The 14,663-nt window shown below is 68.7% G+C and carries 15 protein-coding genes and 1 tRNA gene; 5 read left to right on the top strand and 11 right to left on the bottom strand.

Going from position 1 to position 14,663, the window contains the following annotated elements:
• Nucleotides 1–88: 88 nt before the first annotated feature.
• From RBS12_RS16145 to RBS12_RS16175, 7 genes are all read right to left on the bottom strand, one after another.
• Nucleotides 89–835: a phosphoglyceromutase gene (locus RBS12_RS16145; protein WP_307967158.1), complete on the bottom strand. Its 747-nt coding sequence runs from the start codon at nt 833–835 to the stop codon at nt 89–91.
• 9 nt (nt 836–844) lie between these two features.
• Nucleotides 845–1,492 carry an ATP-binding cassette domain-containing protein gene (locus tag RBS12_RS16150; protein ID WP_307967159.1) on the bottom strand — a complete coding sequence of 216 codons (648 nt, stop codon included), beginning with the start codon at nt 1,490–1,492 and terminating at the stop codon, nt 845–847.
• 11 nt (nt 1,493–1,503) lie between these two features.
• Complete coding sequence (locus RBS12_RS16155) at nt 1,504–3,516, bottom strand: hypothetical protein (RefSeq protein WP_307967160.1); 2,013 nt, start codon at nt 3,514–3,516, stop codon at nt 1,504–1,506.
• Between the two features lie 92 nt (nt 3,517–3,608).
• Nucleotides 3,609–3,902: a lactococcin 972 family bacteriocin gene (locus tag RBS12_RS16160; RefSeq protein ID WP_307967161.1), complete on the bottom strand. Its 294-nt coding sequence runs from the start codon at nt 3,900–3,902 to the stop codon at nt 3,609–3,611.
• A gap of 255 nt (nt 3,903–4,157) precedes the next feature.
• Nucleotides 4,158–4,976, bottom strand: a complete 819-nt coding sequence (locus RBS12_RS16165; RefSeq protein ID WP_307967162.1) for a class I SAM-dependent methyltransferase — start codon at nt 4,974–4,976, stop codon at nt 4,158–4,160.
• Between the two features lie 10 nt (nt 4,977–4,986).
• A complete protein-coding gene (locus RBS12_RS16170; protein WP_307967163.1) occupies nt 4,987–5,295 on the bottom strand; it encodes a DUF2516 family protein in 309 nt (102 codons plus the stop codon).
• A 45-nt stretch (nt 5,296–5,340) separates the two neighbouring features.
• Entirely contained in the window at nt 5,341–6,504 is a 1,164-nt protein-coding gene (locus tag RBS12_RS16175) for a PLP-dependent aspartate aminotransferase family protein (protein WP_307967164.1), read from the bottom strand.
• A gap of 210 nt (nt 6,505–6,714) precedes the next feature.
• Here RBS12_RS16175 and tmk point away from each other — a divergent pair, with 210 nt between their 5' ends.
• The 3 genes from tmk to RBS12_RS16190 are packed head-to-tail and all read left to right on the top strand — an operon-like array spanning nt 6,715 to nt 10,146.
• A complete protein-coding gene (gene tmk, locus RBS12_RS16180; protein ID WP_307967215.1) occupies nt 6,715–7,395 on the top strand; it encodes a dTMP kinase in 681 nt (226 codons plus the stop codon).
• Nucleotides 7,392–8,534, top strand: coding sequence for a DNA polymerase III subunit delta' (locus RBS12_RS16185; protein WP_307967165.1), 1,143 nt, complete (start codon nt 7,392–7,394; stop codon nt 8,532–8,534). Before tmk ends, RBS12_RS16185 begins: the two co-directional genes overlap by 4 nt.
• A gap of 13 nt (nt 8,535–8,547) precedes the next feature.
• Complete coding sequence (locus RBS12_RS16190) at nt 8,548–10,146, top strand: alpha/beta hydrolase (protein WP_307967166.1); 1,599 nt, start codon at nt 8,548–8,550, stop codon at nt 10,144–10,146.
• Nucleotides 10,147–10,203: 57 nt separating this feature from the next.
• Here RBS12_RS16190 and RBS12_RS16195 read toward each other — a convergent pair whose 3' ends face one another.
• Nucleotides 10,204–10,926: an HAD family hydrolase gene (locus RBS12_RS16195; protein ID WP_307967167.1), complete on the bottom strand. Its 723-nt coding sequence runs from the start codon at nt 10,924–10,926 to the stop codon at nt 10,204–10,206.
• Between the two features lie 245 nt (nt 10,927–11,171).
• On the opposite strand from RBS12_RS16195, the gene RBS12_RS16200 reads away from it, so the two are divergent.
• Complete coding sequence (locus RBS12_RS16200) at nt 11,172–11,441, top strand: hypothetical protein (RefSeq protein ID WP_307967168.1); 270 nt, start codon at nt 11,172–11,174, stop codon at nt 11,439–11,441.
• Between the two features lie 75 nt (nt 11,442–11,516).
• Nucleotides 11,517–11,589 (top strand) — tRNA-Thr (locus RBS12_RS16205).
• 1,110 nt (nt 11,590–12,699) lie between these two features.
• On the opposite strand, the gene RBS12_RS16210 is transcribed toward RBS12_RS16205, so the two are convergent.
• The 3 genes from RBS12_RS16210 to RBS12_RS16220 all read right to left on the bottom strand — a co-directional run bounded on the left by RBS12_RS16210 (nt 12,700) and on the right by RBS12_RS16220 (nt 14,600).
• Nucleotides 12,700–12,879, bottom strand: a complete 180-nt coding sequence (locus tag RBS12_RS16210) for a hypothetical protein (protein WP_307967218.1) — start codon at nt 12,877–12,879, stop codon at nt 12,700–12,702.
• Nucleotides 12,876–13,559, bottom strand: coding sequence for a class E sortase (locus RBS12_RS16215; protein ID WP_307967169.1), 684 nt, complete (start codon nt 13,557–13,559; stop codon nt 12,876–12,878). The genes RBS12_RS16210 and RBS12_RS16215 overlap by 4 nt, the downstream gene beginning before the upstream one ends.
• A gap of 222 nt (nt 13,560–13,781) precedes the next feature.
• Nucleotides 13,782–14,600 carry a class C sortase gene (locus tag RBS12_RS16220; RefSeq protein WP_307967170.1) on the bottom strand — a complete coding sequence of 273 codons (819 nt, stop codon included), beginning with the start codon at nt 14,598–14,600 and terminating at the stop codon, nt 13,782–13,784.
• Nucleotides 14,601–14,663: the final 63 nt, after the last annotated feature.

The raw sequence follows: 14,663 nt of genomic DNA on the forward strand, positions 1-14,663 counted from the left end.
ACCCCCCCCCGCCCCCCCCACCCCCCCCCCCCCCCGCGGGGGCGGCCCCCGGGGGGGGGGGCCCCCCCCGCCGTGGTTCGCGCGAAGGCTACTTCTTGCCCTGGTTCTTGACGGCCTCGATCGACGCCACGGCAGCCTCAGGGTCGAGGTACGTGCCGCCCGGGTTGGTCGGCTGGAAGTCCTCGTCGAGCTCGTAGACGAGCGGGATGCCCGTGGGGATGTTGAGGGCCGCGATGTCCTCGTCGCTGATCCCGTCGAGGTGCTTCACGAGGGCGCGCAGCGAGTTGCCGTGCGCCGTGACGAGGACGGTCTTGCCGGCCTTGAGGTCTTCCTTGATGTCCGACTCCCAGTACGGGAGGAGACGGATGAGGACGTCCTTGAGGCACTCCGTGCGGGGGACGTCGTCGCCGAGGTCCGCGTAGCGCGGGTCGCCGACCTGGGAGAACTCGGAATCGTCCGCGAGCGCCGGCGGCGGGGTGTCGTAGGAGCGACGCCATTCCATGAACTGCTCCTCGCCGAACTCCGCGAGCGTCTGGGCCTTGTCCTTGCCCTGAAGGGCGCCGTAGTGGCGCTCGTTGAGGCGCCAGGAGCGCTTGACGTCGACCCAGCCGCGGTCGGCCTCCGCGAGCGCGATGTTCGCCGTGTTGATCGCACGCTTGAGGCGGGACGTGTAGAGGATGTCCGGGAGCAGGCCCTTCGCGGCGAGCAGCTCGCCACCGCGCCGAGCCTCTTCGCGGCCCTGGTCATTGAGGTCCACGTCAACCCAGCCCGTGAAGAGGTTCTTGGCGTTCCAGTCGCTGTGCCCGTGGCGCAGCAGGATCAGCGTGTAAGTCATGGAGACATGCTATCGGGCGGGCTGATCCAAGCTCATGCGCTCGTCACATGCTGCCATGAGGCTCTCGTCATGCGTCGCAATGACGACGGCGGCTCCCCGGGCCGCTTCTCCCACGAGGAAGCTCGTGACGAGGTTCCGGTTGTCGAGGTCGAGGGAGGCGGTCGGCTCGTCGGCGAAGATGACGTCCGCCGAGCGAAACATTGCACGGGCCAGGCCGACGCGCTGTTTCTCCCCGCCGCTCAGCGTCGAAACCTTGTCCGAGGACCGGCCGCCCAGCCCCACCCGTTCGAGGACCTCCTCGACGGCCGTCTTGTGGCCCGCCCGGAGGCCGAAGAGGGGCAGCCTCGACAGCGCCACGTTGTAGGCGATCGATTCCTCGTCGATGAGCCCATAGTCCTGGAAGACGAACGCCGCGTGCCGCTGCCAGAACCCACGACGACGGCGGTCCTCCCAGCGGGTGGCGTCTTGGCCTTCGACGAGGACTCTGCCGCCGTCGACACGACGGAGGAGGCCGAGCACGTTGAGCAAGGTGGTCTTGCCGGATCCGCTCGGACCGACGAGCGCGAGAGTGCTGCCGGGCTTCGCGGCGACGCTCCGCCGCGTCACGACGTCGTGCCCGTCGATCGTGACGGTCACATTCTCTGCGGTGATTTCCATGGTGTTCCCCTTCAGGCTTTGCGGGCGAGCGTCTTCGCGAAGACGCTCTTGACGGACGTCAGGTGCAGGGCCACCGAGATGGCGAGGTACAGAGGTATCTCGGCCAGGGTCCAGAGGACTTCCGGCCTCCTTCCCCCGCCGAGCACGGCGAACAGGGCGATGCCGAGAGCCGTAGCGAGCGCTGCCTCCCACACGATCCGGCTCGCGAGTGACTTCAGCCAAGGCCAGCCGGCCGCCCTCTGGGCGAAGAGGCGTTTGGCGCGCGAGATGGCATAGATCATGGCCGAGACCGCAATACTCATAGTGAGTGCGAGCAGTACGAGGGCGAACGAGAGGGTCTTGAGACCGGCGGACTGGTTCTGGAGCTGGCTGTTGTAGAGCGCGGCATCGGAGATCCGGTCGACCGACAGGACGGCAGGTTCGAGGGGCGACGACTCGAGGTAGTCCCTGACCCAAGCAGCATCGGTGAAGGAAAGGTTCCCTGACGAGAGCAACGCGCCGATAGTGCTGTCCTTGAGCGCCTCGGCCGGGCGGGTGACAACGACGATGAGCGGATTACTGAAATACGCCATTTCACCGGGGCCCGGGGGCATTGCAGGGAAAGGCTCCGCGCCGGCATAGCGGTAGTACGTGAGGTTCTCACCTATACCGCCCAGTTTTCTCCCCGAACGATTCCACAAACTGAACTGGTCGCCCCAGGTCGCGCGAACTTCTTCAGGAAGGCTCTCGTAATCGACCTTCTCTCCCGCCGAGCCAAGGGCATCGGTATCTGTGGCATTCGACCCAATGAGCGGCGAGATCTTTTGGAGATAGTCCGGGTTGACGAGAACGATGCAGTCAAACTCCCCGACCTCAGCGCGATTCCTCCGTGAGGGATCGCTGCCACTCCGTGGAGCGAGGGCGTACGAGAATGTGAGCTTTCCGGCATGTGAGGCGGCGGCGACCATGTCACGAAGGGGTCCGTCGTATGTGCGGGAGAACTCCTCCGGCGTTCCGCCACTACCCGACAGCCGCAGCGCCACGTTGTCCTTGAGCACGTGCCATTTCGCGTTCTGGTTCGAGAGATTCGTGGCCTCGGCGATGGACGCCCCCACCACGGGGAGCATGACGGCGACCAGCACGAGCGTGGCCGCCTTCAACACCTCGCTCGAGGCGCGGAAATGCCGCTCGGGCGGCTCACGCGAGGCGATTCCGTCGACACTCGGCCACGTCATGGCCCCGATCACGAGCGCGCATGCGAGCATCCCGGCGACGGTGGCTGCTAGTAGGAGCCCCAGCACGGAGAGGAACTCCGCGAGATGGGACGCCTTGCCCTGGAGGGCGACGGCGACGACAGCGACCACGACTCCGACGAGCGCAGGTCCCGCGAACGAGGAAACCACCGAGAGCAGGTCCTCAAGGACAATCCTCGGCGTCGGCGCGCCGTTGAGGACCTTAAGCGCCCGAGCCTTCGCCCGCAATACGTACCACGTGACAACCATCGTCCCGGCGAGGATCACGCATGTGAGAAAGGCCAGCCACGCGCCGGTCCCCACGAGGGACTGGACAAGGATGTCGCTTGCCTTCTTGGGCATGACATTTCGGTCGATCCCATGGGCATCGACCCACAACACAAGTTCCGCGACCGCCTCTCGGGCGCCCGAGTAAACGTAGGGACCGTTGAGGGAGGCCGCACCGAGATCACGCGCCGAACGAAGTTCGCCGTGCATACCCGGCTTGAACCAATCAATGTCCTGCGGTTCTGACGGGCCGCTGCTCCCGAAGACGTAAAGCGAGCGCGAGTTGAAGAAGTCGCTGGGATCCGCCACGACCTTGGCGATCCGCAGACCTGTCCGGTCCGCGAGCGAGCCGAGTTCCGCGACGACCTGATCCTTCGAAATCTTGCTGTGTGTGAAGTCGAGGCTGGCCGTGTAGTCGGAGCGCCACGGAAACGCGCTCTCTTCGGTCGTGATCACGATCCCGGCGAGCAGGGACAGGAAGATGACGATACCGAAGGAGGTGATCCTGACGAGAGCTTTGAGCATGGTGAAGTGGGCCCCTTGGAGGAGTGCTGGAAATGCGGGCTCGCTTTTGGCGCGCGGGACCGCGCGCCAAAAGCGAGATTTGTCAGCGCAGACTACCCGCAGACCCAGTAGTACCAGCGGTTATTGGTCCAAATGGTGGCAGTATGCCACGCATTCGACCATCTCCCAGGCCAAGTTTCGGCGGTGCGCTGGGTGCCCCAGTCATTCACGACGGTCGACCCATGGCACCGATCGACGAGGTAATCCGAGTAGATCCCCCCGTTGTACCCGTAGTTCCACGTGCCGCCCTCGTTGGGGTACTGCGTCCACGCATTTGCGGCCGCCGCGCCTGTCGTCGTCAGGAGGCCGGTCAAGGCGAGGCCGGCCATCACCTTCTTTGCCTTCATGTTGTCCCCACTCCCGTAGATGCAAAGGGGACAAGTCCAACCGTGCAAAGGATCCAGTCCCCCTGATGGATGCCGCGACCGCATGTGTCGCGGTGATCCGACTTTTCCCGGCATTCGGATTCCGGTCAACACTGAATCGCGTAAGGCGGACCACGCCTCAGTGGTGGGCTCGACTTGGAAACCGCCAAGTCGGACGAGGACGCAGTGGTGGACGGGCTGCGCCCCAACGGGCTCCGTGGTGGCCGCAAATAGCCCTCAGTGGTGGGGTGCCACGGCGCCCCACGCGACCGTGAGCTCGCCGAGCCGCCAGCGCGCGGGCCCGTCGGCGAGGGGCCACCCCGACTCCCGCATGGCGCGGGCCATCGCGATCCAGCGCTGACGGTTGCCGAACGGGGCGAGAGACGCGGCGGCGAGCCACGCGCCGTCGAGCGCCTGAAGAAAGTCGTACACGGGCTCGCCGGGGACGTTCCGGTGGATGAGCGCCTTCGGGAGCCGCTCGGCGACGTCGGACGGCCGCTCGAAGGAACCGAAGCGCACGGCAACTGACAGCGTGCGGGGGCCATCGGCGTCGAGCGCCACCCACGCGGCGCGGCGCCCGATCTCGTCGCATGTGCCCTCGACGAAGAGCCCACCCGGCGCGAGCCGCGAGCAGACGAGCTCCCAGATGGCGCCGACGTCGCCCTCTTCGTACTGCCGGAGGACATTGAAGGCGCGGACGAGCGCGGGCGGCTCGGCGACGGAGAGCTCGAAACCGCCGAGCCGGAAGTCGAGGCCGTCCCGCTCGAGCGGCTTCGCGGCGGCGACACGGGTCGGCTCGATCTCGACTCCCGTGAGCCGAAAGTCCTCGCGAACGGCGCGGAGGCGATCGAAGAGTTCGAGGGCGGTCGTGGGCGACGCGCCGTAGCCGAGGTCGACGGCGAGCGGTGCGCCGGGGAACGACCTCAGGCGGCGCGCGTGGGCCCCCGTGATCCAGCGGTCGACGCGCCGCATGCGATTGGGGTTCGTGGTGCCTCGGGTGACGTTGCCCACGGGTCGGCCGCGGGTGGCCCGGATGGGGGCCGCCTTCTGCACCATGGGCGGCGCGTCAGCGTGACGAGACGGCCGGACGCACGTCGGCGAGATACACGCCCGCAGCGGTGGCGGCGGCGATGTTGAAGAGGCTCATGCCGAAGAACGGATTCGGCACGGGCAGCGCGGAGATCACGCCCACGAACGCGGCCGCGCCGGTGATGCCGAGCCAGAAGCCCTTCGTGCGCTTGGAGCCTGCCTCGAACGCGCGCGGCTTCCGCACGGTGCAGTCGATGAAGGCCCAGAGCGTGAGCGCAGCGCAGAAGATCGAGACGAGGAAGGAGATCCCGAAGTCGGTGTAGAAGATCAGAAGGCGGCCGCTCACCATCCCAGCCTACTCAGCGCCGGGCGCTTGGCGGAAAAAGGGGTCTCAGTCGAGCGCGTCGAGCCCCTGGGCAAGATCGGCCCACAAGTCGTCGACGTTCTCGATGCCCACACTGAGCCGCACGAGCCCCTCGGGCACCGTGAGCGGTTCCGCGGTGTGGCGACGACGCCGCTCGATCGTCGACTCGACGCCGCCGAGCGAGGTCGCAGGGAGCCACAGCGCAAGGGAGGCGACGAGCGCGTCAGCCGCGGCGGCGTCGTCCAGCTCGATGCTGATGATCGAGCCGAAGCCATCGAACTGGGCCGCCGCGCGCTCGTGCCCCGGGTCCGAGACAAGTCCGGGGTAGCGCGTGCGGCGCACCGCGGGGTGGCCCTCGAGGCGACGCGCTAGCTCGCCCGCCGTCTCCTGCGAGCGCTCGACCCGCAGCGCGAGGGTGCGGAGCCCGCGGAGGCCGAGCCAAGCCTCCATCGGCCCGGCGATCGCGCCGTGCAGCGTGCGGTGCGCGAGGAGGCGAGCGCGGAGCGCGTCGTCGGCGGTGACGGCGAGGCCGAGGAGGACGTCGGAATGCCCCGCGAGATACTTCGTGGCCGAATGCACGACGACGTCGGCGCCCACGCTGAGCGGTCGCTGGCCGAGCGGCGTGCTGAACGTGTTGTCGACGACGACGAGCGCCCCGACGGCGTGGGCCGCGGCGACGAGCGCGGGGACGTCGGCGACCTCCATCATGGGGTTCGTGGGGCTCTCGATCCACAGGAGATCAGCGCCGTCGAGCGCGGCGACGACCGCCTCGGTGTCCGCGATGTCCACGGAGCGCAGCTCGAGCTCGCCCCGCTCCCCCTTGCTCTGCGCGAGGCCGAGCGTGCCCGAGTACGAGTGCGCGGGCGCGACGAGCACGCCGCCGACGGGCACGAGGCTCAAGGCCCCGGCGATGGCACCCATGCCCGACGAGAAGAGGAGGGCGGGCACGTCGGTGCCTTCAAGTCGAGCGACGGCCTCCTCGAACGGCTCCCACGTGGGGTTCGAGAACCGCGCATAGCCCCGCGCGCCCTCGCCGACCGAGCCGAGCCCCACAAACGTCGACGAGAACACGACGCTCGGGTTGACCGGAGTGTCGTGGCCGCGTTCCGGGCGGCCCGCGGCCACCGCGAGCGTCTCGGGGGAAAGAGCCGCGAGGGCATCGGAGTCCAGGTGGGGGTACGCGTCCGCCATGCCTCCTAGGGTATGACGAGTTCTCGCGCGGACCGCCGCTGGTTCTCCCTCGCGACTTCTCCTCCACATCTAGGCCCTGGGCACGCACCTGGAGCGAGCAGTCGGTAGGCTTGGTGGGTGCCCTCGGACTCCGCGGCTTCTCCCACCACGCCCGCACTCGCTTCTCCCACCACGCCCGCACTCGCTTCTCCTGCCCTGCGCTCCCCTGCCCTGCCTCTTCCAGGCCTCTTTGTCGCGTTCGAGGGCGGCGACGGCGCCGGAAAGTCGACGCAGGCGAGGCTCCTCGCGGAGGCCCTCCGCGACGCGGGCCACGACGTGCTGCTCACGCGCGAGCCCGGCGGGACACCGATCGGCGAGAAGCTCCGCTCCCTCGTGCTCGACCACGGCCACGGCGAAGTCGACCCGCGCACGGAAGCCCTCATCTTCGCGGCAGCCCGGGCGGCGCACGTGGCCCAGGCGATCCGGCCGGCCCTCGGGCGTGGCGAGGTCGTTCTGACCGACCGGTACATCGGCTCGTCAATCGTGTATCAGGGCGTCGGACGCGGGCTTGGCGCCGAGGCCGTCCGCGATCTCAACGCGTGGGCAACGGACGGGCTGTGGCCCGATGTGACCGTGCTGCTCGATGTCGACGAGGCCGAGGGACGCGCGCGGCGCACGGCCGGCGACGCCGCCGAGGACCGCCTCGAGTCCGAGCCGGACGCATTCCACCGGGACGTCCGGACCGCGTTCCTCGAACTGGCCGCGGCACAGCCGGACGCCTATCTCGTGCTCGATGCGCGGCGCGACTCAGCAGACCTCGCAGGCGAGATCCTCGCCGCGGTTGGCCGGGCGCTCGAGGCGAGGGCCGCCGTCGTGCGTTCTGCGCCGGGCCCCCGGGGAGGGCGCCCATGACGGTCTGGGACCAGCTCGTGGGGCAGGCGTCCGTCGTCGAGCAGCTCCGCCGGGCTGCGGCGGGCGAAGGCCTCACCCACGCGTGGCTCTTCACGGGTCCGCCCGGGTCGGGGCGTTCGACGGCGGCCAAGGCGTTCGCGGCGGCGCTCAACTGCGAGGTCGACGACGTCACGGCGCGGGGCTGTGGCGTGTGCGCCGGGTGCCGCGCGGTGCTCGCGGAGTCGCACGGCGACGTGACGTTCGTGCGAACGGAAAGGGTCACGATCACGATCGACGAGGCCCGCGAGCTCGTCGCGAAGTCGGGCGACCGGCCGTCCACGGGGCGGTGGCGGATCATCGTCGTCGAGGACGCGGACCGCATGGCCGAGCGCACCACGAATGTGCTCCTCAAGGCCATCGAGGAACCGACGCCGCGCACGATCTGGATGCTGTGCGCGCCGTCCCCCGCAGACGTCCTGGTCACGATCCGCTCGCGCTGCCGGCCCGTGGGGCTGCGCCTCCCGCCCGCCGCGGACGTCGCGGCTCTGCTCGTCGAGCGCGACGGCGCCGACCCGGCCCTCGCACTGCAGGCCGCCCGCTCGGCCCAGAGCCACATCGGCATCGCACGGCGGCTCGTGCACGACGCCGCGGCCCGCGAGCGGCGGACCGCGACCGTGCGGCTTCCCCTCACGCTCTCGACCGTCTCGCAGGCCGTGAACCTCGCGGAACAGCTCGTGAAGATCGCGACGGACGAGGCCGCGAGCTCGAACGAGGAGCGCGACGCGCGCGAGCGCGCACGGCTCCTCGAGAGCCTCGGCGTCGGCGCCGACGAAAAGCTGCCCCCGACGCTGCGCGCCCAGCTGCGGCAGCTCGAGGAGGACCAGAAGCGGCGCGCCAAGCGGTCCGTGACCGATTCGCTCGACCGAACGCTCACGGATCTGCTCTCGTTCTACCGCGACGTGCTCGTGCTCCAGCTCGGCGGCGCGGTCGAGCCGGTCAATGCCGAACTCGCGGCCGAGATCGCGGAATTCGCGGCCTCGTCGACGGCAGACGTAACCCTCGCGCGCATGGACGCGATCAATACAACGAGACAACGCATCACGACATCCAACGTGGCTCCGCTCCTCGCGGTCGAAGCCATGGCCGTCAGCCTGATCTGAGGAGAAGAACCCCGTGACGACGCCCGCCCCGAGCCAGGGCCCCGCCCTGCCCGCCGCCGGCACGGCCCGCCCGCGCACCCTCGTCGTCGTCCTCGTGTGCCTCGCCGCGCTCACTCTCACCCTCACGGGCTGTCTGCCGCTGCTCGCCCCGCCGTCCACCTCGGGCCCGAGCACAGAGGCGTCCGCGACGGCCGGTGCGCCGCCCGAGCTCGCGAGGTTCTACCAACAGCAGATCCAGTGGTCGCCGTGCGAAACCGAGAGCGGCCGGTCCCAGTTCGAGTGCACGCAGGTCATGGTCCCGATCGACTATGCGAAGCCCGACGGCGACACGATCAAGCTTGCTGTGATCCGGCTCAAGAATTCGAAGGCGAAGTCCAACTTGTTCGTCAACCCCGGCGGGCCGGGGGTCTCGGGGTACGACCTCGTCCGCGACGCGGGAACGACGATGTTCACGGAGAAGCTCCGCGGCACGTACAACCTCATCGGCTGGGACCCGCGCGGCGTCAAGCGTTCCGCCCCGGTCACCTGCCTCGACGCGGCGAAGCAGGACGCCCTCCGTCAGGAGAGCCCGGACGAATCGACCGACGCCGGCCTCGCGGAGGCGTTCGCGCTGCAGGACAAGGTCATCGACGCGTGCAAGGCCAACACGGGGCCGATCCTCGCGCACACGGACACGCTCAGCTCCGTCAAGGACATGGACATCCTGCGAGCCGTCGCGTCGGGGCGCTCGAAGCTCGACTACGCAGGCTTCTCCTACGGGACGCAGCTCGGCTCGGTCTATGCCGGGCTCTTCCCGGACCGTGTGGGGCGCTTCGCGCTCGACGGCGCGCTCGACCCGAGCCTCGACAACCGCGAGATCACGCTCGGGCAGGCGAAAGCCTTCGAGGACGAACTGCACGCCTACCTGCGCTCGTGCCTCGCGAAGTCCGGCTGCCCGTTCAAGGGGAGTGAGGACGATGCGATCGGCCAGGTCCAGTCGCTCGCCCAGTCAGTCCAGAATCAGCCCCTGCGCAACAACGACGGCCGGCTCCTGCCGATCGCCGACTTCATCAACGGCCTCGTGTACGCGCTGTACTCCGACCAGAGCTGGCCGGCGCTCACGCAGGCGTTCGCAGCCGCGCTCCGCGGGGACGGCTCGGGCATGATGCGCATTTCCGACTTCGCGGCGGACCGGGTGCAGGACGGCACGTACTCGTCGAATGGCTCGTTCGCCTTCCTCGCGTACAACTGCCTCGACTACTCCATGGCGTCCGACACCGCGAGCATGCGGGCCGAGGCGGACGAGCTCAAGAGGGCGGCCCCGACCTTGGGAGAGTTCTTCGCGTACGGCGGCGTCACGTGCCGCGACTGGCCCTACAAGCCGGTCGACGCCGACCCCAAGCCAGCCCGCTACACGGGCAGCAGCCCGATCCTCGTCGTGGGCACGACGGGCGACCCCGCAACCCCGTACCCGTGGGCGCAGGCCCTGCGCTCACAGCTCGGCAACGCGTCCCTGCTCACGTGGAACGCCCAAGGGCACACGGCGTACGGACGGGGATCGGCGTGCATCGACGACGCCTTCGACGGCTACCTCGTCGACGGGAAGCTCCCACAGGACGGCAAACGCTGCTGATCCCCGCCGGGCGCTAGCCCACGGCGGCGCCAGCCTCGCGCTTACCCGGCGGGCTGCCTAGCCTGCAGCGACGGCGCCTCGGCCCCACAGGAGCGCGGGGAGGTCCGCGACCGAGCGGACGACGGCGGTCGCCCCCGCCGCGCGCAGCTCGCCTGCGCCTTGGGCCCCCGTGAGCACGCCGACGGCGGCGCCCGCTCCCGCGCGGAGTCCGGACGTGATGTCCGCGGCGGTGTCCCCCGCGACGAGGACCGTCCGGACGTCCTCGACGTCGAGCGCGAGGACTGCCGTGAGGATCATGTCCGGAAACGGCCGGCCCCGGCCGGCGTCCTCGGGGCATAGCGAGAGGTCGGCGAGGCCCATCCACCCGAGGGCCTCGAGGACGCTGTTCTGGGTATGCCGGCCGAACCCGGTCGCGAGGGCCACGAGGACCCCATGCTCGCGCAGCGCGTGAACCGTCTCTTCCGCGCCTTGCACTGCGCGGAGACAGCCCTCGCCGATCATCCGGTCGTACTCGACGGCGAAGGCGCGCGACGCTGCTCGGGCCGCGTCGGCGTCGTCCGCAAAGAGCCGTTCGAAAACCTGGGCGCGGTCGAGTCCCGCGCTGCGCCGCGACATCGCGAGCGCGGCCTCGAGCCGCTCCCCTGCGACCCCCACCTCGCGGAGTGCTATCGCAACCGCCCGCTCCGCCGCCCCTCCGTCAACGACGGTCGTGCCGTTCATATCCAGCACGGCGAGGCGGATGCCGCTCGCGAAGGCGGGCGGCAGGTTCTGCGCAGTCACGCCAGGTTCCCCCGATTCTCTTGGGCGCCGAGTCATCCCGACGGCTGAGTTCCGAGAATGCCATCCGCTCACGACTCATCCCTGAATTCGCCACGTACGGCGGGTGAACTCCGTATTCGGCGTCCGAGAAAAAATCTCGTCCGAAATCGCGTCATACGGCGAGCCGTGCTTGTTCTCCTAAGCAGGTGGCCGCCACGCTGGGGGTGGCGGCCACCGCCAAGCGGCAACACAATCGGGAGCAAGTCGTGACGGGGACATCGGCGCTGGAGAGACTGCAGGTCAGCAGGCAGCTGCGGGCGGCACTGAAGGGGGACGGCGCTCGCCGCATGGTGGGCACGGTCGGATCGGTGGACATCGTGGTGTATCCGAAGCGACCAGGTGGCCGCGAGAGCACCCTCGCATGTCTCCGGGGGCGCGGCGGGAGCGCCTATGTGGACTCGGCGCACTACCGATCGTGGCGCCTTTTCTCGGCGGCGGTCGCGTGCACTGTCGACTATCTGGCGAAGCCGGCCTGAGTCCCGTTTTGACCCGGGGCGGCGTGCTCCACTAGAGTATTCACTCGGTGGTTCGCCTTGGCGAGCGGCCTGATTGCCTCCCTAGCTCAGACGGTAGAGCGTCTCACTCGTAATGAGAAGGTCAGCGGTTCGATCCCGCTGGGAGGCTCTGTAGAAACCCCCTCGCCGCCCGGTGAGGGGGTTTTTCCGTTAACGGTCCCGTAGACGAGCCACTCGACCGGGACGCCCGTCTTGAGAGCCCACAGACGCAGCGTCTGAGCGCGCGGGTGGATCTTGCCGTTGATCCAAGTGCAACATCCTCAACCCCGGAGCCATCGTCGTCGGCGGAGCCCTCAGCCGCGCTGCCCTGGACGCCCAGCGGGCCATAGCCAAGGGGATCCAGCGCAGTGCGCTGCTGGTCAATCACGACGTCGGGGGCTGCCCACACTGATCCCCCGATCAGTGGTGCGAAAGATGAGGGCCCGTCGAGACCAACCCCCAGGTCTTGATGGGCCTTCCGCCTTTTACGCTCAAGCAGCGTGCGCCAGATCTCATGCGGCCTCTGACTCCAAGGCGATCCAGAGCAGGCGGGCTCGCTCGGCGTTGTGCACCGCACGGTGCGCGCGCTCGCAGGGCGCGGGAATCCCGGCCTCGCGCAACGCGGACGAAAGGCTGATCCGCCCGCCCATGCGGAATAGGGCCCCAGCCAGGGCCATCGTGCATACAAGACCGGTGAACCGCGGCCCACAGACCGCGGCCCGGTCATATTCGCGCAGGACCAGCTCGACATCGACGCGACGCCGTGGCCGCCGAGCAGGTGCCCGTCGAGGATCCCGAGCAGGTCCCGGTCGATGTCCCGGAATGACGGGGCGGTGTCGAGCTCGCGCCCCGTGATCTCGTGGATCTCCTCGGCGACCAGGAACGGTGCGTATCCTCTGTCGCCGAGACAGCTCCGGGGTCCAGGTCAACGTTCTGGAGGAGCCGCCGGAGCCTGCTTCTTGAATCGCAGGGCGACCGAGATTCTCGAAGGCCGGATGCCCAGTGCAGCCCCGGCGATCCTTCGCGCGTACGAGTCGATCATGTGGGCGTCCCGGGTTGCAGTACCCGTCCCGAGTTCGGGCAGGAAAACCTCCCACCAATCGCCGTGGCGGACCACGACCGCTTCCACAGCGGCCTGCGGCGTCCTGGCACCCATCGGACCTGTCCCTTCTTCCCACGCCACGTGGATTGGAGCCGGCGCGAGTCCTGAGAGCCCTTGAACTGATGGCGTGGCCTCGGGCTAGGGAGGGCCAGCAGGGGTCGTCGCAACGGTAGCGTTCTGGGGAGCCACGAGCTGCGCGACCGCCGGAAAGACCCACGCAAACAGCAGGACGACGACGGCGAGCAGCAGCAGCACGCATTGAATCGCCTTCGCGAGCGGCGCCCCGGGCAGAATCCGCCACAGCGTCGCGTACATCACCGGCCTCCCTTGATCTCGGCCGGTTCGCCGCTCGCCCGAGGGACAAAGCGGTCGAACAGCGCGTGCACGATGTACCGGTCGGTCGATCCCCAGCGCGGATTGCATGACGTGAGAGTGAGCCAGCGCTGCGTTGGAGTTTGCCCCGGATGGTCCGGAACCGGCGCGACCACGTCGACCTGGGTCGGCCGGACGATCTCGTGCCCTTGGGCCTTGTACATGTACCAGCCGTCCTTCGTCTCGATGACCATCGCGTCCCCGGGCTGGATCGCGTCGATGTCGATGAGCGGGTTCCCCGCCCCGGAGCGGTGCCCCGCGAAGGACGCGTTCCCCACCTGCCCGGGAAGCGCGGTGCCTTCGTAGTGGCCGACGTTGTGGAGGAGGACGTCGAGCCCCACCCCTTCGCCAATGGGCTTCGCCCATGTTCCCCCGAGGCGCGGGATCCTGATGACACCGAACAGCTCTCCATGCTTGAGCTTCTCCTCGAGCACCGGGATGGTGCCCGGTGCCGATGTTTCCGGGCGCCGAGCCTCGAACTCCTGCGACAGCCGACCGGCCTGCGCGTCCTGCGCCGCTCCCGCGGTCCAGCCCACCCAGCCGAACTCCCACACGAAGAACAGGACCAAAAGCAGCCCTGCTGTCACGAGCAGCTCGCCCGCAGCAACAAGCAGCTTTCTGATCACGCTCTCTCACACTCCTTATAGGGTCGGGCCGACGGCGACCCACGAGCCGACGTCGCTGGGGCCCCTCGCCGTCCGCGACGAGCTGGGGCACGCCCGTGGCGGGGCAGCCAGCGCAGAGCTTCTGGGGCCGAGGAGACCTCGCAGTCTGCACTGCACTCCCTGATCCTTTGCGGGCCGCCGAGCGCCCAGTGAATACGCCACACGGCGCACGGTCCGACGGGATCATCGGCGTCGACGGTTCCAGGCAAGGGAAGCCAGGTAGAAGGCCAGCAGGCCGCCGATGAGGTACGCCGCCCAGAATGGGAATCCAATGTTGGTTTGGCGTCCCGCCAGAGTCTTCTGTTCCGGCGAGTCCTTGGGAATGTCCGCGATCCGTGAGGCGTGGACCAGGAGCCTGTGCGAGTTCACTCCAATGGGGGTGCACGTCACCAAGGTGATGGAATCCTCGCCGGGGGTGACTTTCAGGGACGAGATGTCGTCCGGCTTGACCACCTCGATCTTGTCCACCCGGTACAAGAATGTGCGGTCCATGACTTCGGTGGAGAAGATGTCGCCGGTTTTGGCGCCGCGGAGGGGGTTGAAGAGTTCGGCGTTGGGGATTCCCGAGTGTGAGGTCAGGACACTGTGCGTTCCGGGGCCTCCGACAGGCAGGGAGGAGCCGTAGAGGTGGCCGACTCCCTTGGCCAGGACGTCGTCGCTGGTTCCGTGGTAGATCGGCAGGTCGATGTTCAGGGAGGGGTAGCGGAGTCTGCCGATCACCTCGTCGTCGGCCACGTTCAACTGGCTTTGGTAGTCCCGCAGCTGCCCTTCCAAGGCCGGGGTGGGGGCTTGCGCGGAGTAGGGGTCCCGCAGCTGTCCGGAGGGGATCCGGGAGTTGTATTCGCGCGCCCGGTCCAACACTTTCGTCCTGGCCGAAGGTTCAAGCTGTTCGACTTCCTGGGCGTAGCCGGAAAGCTGGCTGTTGTGGGAGATCGAGCTGAACCAGTCTGCTGCCTGGGGGTAGAGGACCAGGCCTAGCCCGATGGCCGCGATGACCATCATCGCTGCAAGTCTCCGAGCCGCAAGGCCGGAGTGGCCCTTCCATCCAGCCGCTCCTCTGCGGGT

It is taken from the genome of Sinomonas sp. ASV322, assembly GCF_030908245.1.
Classification (GTDB): domain Bacteria; phylum Actinomycetota; class Actinomycetes; order Actinomycetales; family Micrococcaceae; genus Sinomonas.

Coding starts and splice junctions, on each gene's coding strand:
- RBS12_RS16155 (WP_307967160.1), bottom strand. CDS start 3,516: ATGCTCAAAGCTCTCGTCAGGATCACCTCCTTCGGTATCGTCATCTTC.
- RBS12_RS16150 (WP_307967159.1), bottom strand. CDS start 1,492: ATGGAAATCACCGCAGAGAATGTGACCGTCACGATCGACGGGCACGAC.
- RBS12_RS16160 (WP_307967161.1), bottom strand. CDS start 3,902: ATGAAGGCAAAGAAGGTGATGGCCGGCCTCGCCTTGACCGGCCTCCTG.
- RBS12_RS16175 (WP_307967164.1), bottom strand. CDS start 6,504: ATGGCGGACGCGTACCCCCACCTGGACTCCGATGCCCTCGCGGCTCTT.
- RBS12_RS16145 (WP_307967158.1), bottom strand. CDS start 835: ATGACTTACACGCTGATCCTGCTGCGCCACGGGCACAGCGACTGGAAC.
- RBS12_RS16220 (WP_307967170.1), bottom strand. CDS start 14,600: ATGATGGTCATCGCGGCCATCGGGCTAGGCCTGGTCCTCTACCCCCAG.
- RBS12_RS16165 (WP_307967162.1), bottom strand. CDS start 4,976: ATGGTGCAGAAGGCGGCCCCCATCCGGGCCACCCGCGGCCGACCCGTG.
- RBS12_RS16185 (WP_307967165.1), top strand. CDS start 7,392: ATGACGGTCTGGGACCAGCTCGTGGGGCAGGCGTCCGTCGTCGAGCAG.